Source organism: Rhizobium sp. Rhizsp42 (genome assembly GCF_047304155.1).
Classification (GTDB): Bacteria; Pseudomonadota; Alphaproteobacteria; order Rhizobiales; family Rhizobiaceae; genus Rhizobium.
Window position 1 is genome coordinate 1 of the sequence record NZ_JBGLYS010000106.1, and the last position, 1,122, is coordinate 1,122.

Sequence of the window (1,122 nt, forward strand, 5' to 3'; positions counted from 1 at the left end):
TTCACGCTATTGCAGCACCAGCAGCGTTGGGTTGGCCACGCTGCAGAAAGCTGATTGACGGGGCGAAGAAATATGCGCCACCCATCAGCTTGACGGCGGTCTTGAAATCAAATTGCGCAGTCGCTGCCGTCCTGGCATCCGTCCACCCGATGTCTCCGGGACCGTTCGGCTGCTGGCCGATGACAGGGTCGACACCGGTGTTCTGATTTTTGAAATCCACGTTGTTAGCCCATGCGCTTTGCGTGAATTCGAACTGCTCGGAAATATCCGACATATAGGCCATGAACAGCAGGCCTACCTTGCCGGTCGGCTGATCGTGCTCGGAAAAATCCTCGTCGATACTGTCGCGATTGCGCTTTCCATAGGTGATGCCACGGCGGGCCATGATGCGTGAACGCTCCCCCGCGTCCCCTGCGGTTCGCGGATTGGTCTTTCGGATGTGCGCCTTGAAGGGACATTTCGCGGTCATTGGATCATCGTCCCCATAGCCGTCGTAATTGAAGTCGTTCGTCGGCACACCCGCCTGCTCTTCACCATGGAGCACAACCGGCGTGCCGTCTTCGAACCGTCCCACGACGAGCGCACCCGCTCGCTCTCTGTCGTCGCCGGCAAGTTTCAGAGCCGTCGCCAGTTCGTCTTCCTGTTTCTTGAACAGCTGCACGTTCTGCTCGAGCTTGCGGTAGACGAAATAGCTACCGCACGAGAAGGGTGTGCACTTGGCTGGATCCGGCACGATAAACTGCGATGGTACGAACTCCTCCAACCACGCCTTATTTACCCGGAAGTCTTCGGCGAGGAAGAGTGGTTGGCTGACGCCATCAACGTATCCAAAATGCTCAAGGCCCTCCCCCTTAGGGCTTCCTCCCAACTGTCGGCGCCGTTGTGCCTCGCCACGATCCACGCCGAGAATGGTGACATTCGCCTTTTCAAACGCTTCCTTCAGCGAAGCAAGACCGGCGGAGACGAGGCCAGCATCGTCATCGGCAATCAGGATCATGGCATCAGGATCGCTCTGATCAGGGTCCCAAGGGCCACCCTTCTCCCAGTCAGACTTCGCAGGATCGTTGATACCCGGAAAGTCCCTCGGGATGTTCTTGAACTGGAGGCTGGGGAGCGTTCCCC

The 1,122-nt window shown here is 58.0% G+C and carries 1 protein-coding gene; it reads right to left on the reverse strand.

Going from position 1 to position 1,122, the window contains the following annotated elements:
* Nucleotide 1: 1 nt before the first annotated feature.
* Nucleotides 2-1,122: Dyp-type peroxidase (locus tag ACCD05_RS31730; RefSeq protein ID WP_413397637.1), on the reverse strand; the 1,121-nt coding region annotated here is incomplete at its 5' end.